Consider the following 580-nt stretch of genomic DNA (forward strand, 5'->3'; position numbering starts at 1 on the left):
TCATAAATAATTTCTACTGATGGTTTGTCTATTAGAAATAATACTTCACACTCAAAATCGAGCGCTTCCGCCATGTAGGTATATTCGATGGTAAAGAGTTCGCCTGATTCTCCTTGTTCTTCATTGTAAGGAGTGATTGTATCGACGATGCCCGGCTGACGAAGTGAAAACTGCTTATCAAGTTGGTTCCCTAAAGAGGTTAGGAATGACGAAACCAGCAAGTTAGAGACATTTAAAATAATTTCATTATGAGGCGTAAATTCGAGCAGATACCCCAACCTTTCGCCAATTTGATTGATATCTTTCCCACGTAGGCAAACCAACGCCTCTCCGTGTATACCGCCGCCAACAAAGCGCTGCGAAACTGCTACAGAGCTATCTCGCCCAATCACGTCCACCAGCGTCATATGCAATTCACCATAGGACAATGGCCCAACATGCGGAACTGGCAACTGGATAAACTCATGCAAGTGATCAGCCATAATGGCCGCCCCTTTGCCTAGCGCAATGTTGGCAATTTCACGAAACTTGGCAAGGGATGAAAGCTCTTCTTGGCTTTGTGCAGAATTAAGCTCCATTG

General features: G+C 44.5%; 1 pseudogene. It reads right to left on the minus strand.

What is annotated here, in order from left to right:
- Positions 1-580: pseudogene (locus R8O10_RS26495) on the minus strand (response regulator); the annotation flags it as partial.

Source organism: Vibrio sp. 1727, assembly GCF_033344415.1.
In the GTDB taxonomy this organism is placed as follows: Bacteria; Pseudomonadota; Gammaproteobacteria; order Enterobacterales; family Vibrionaceae; genus Vibrio; species Vibrio alginolyticus.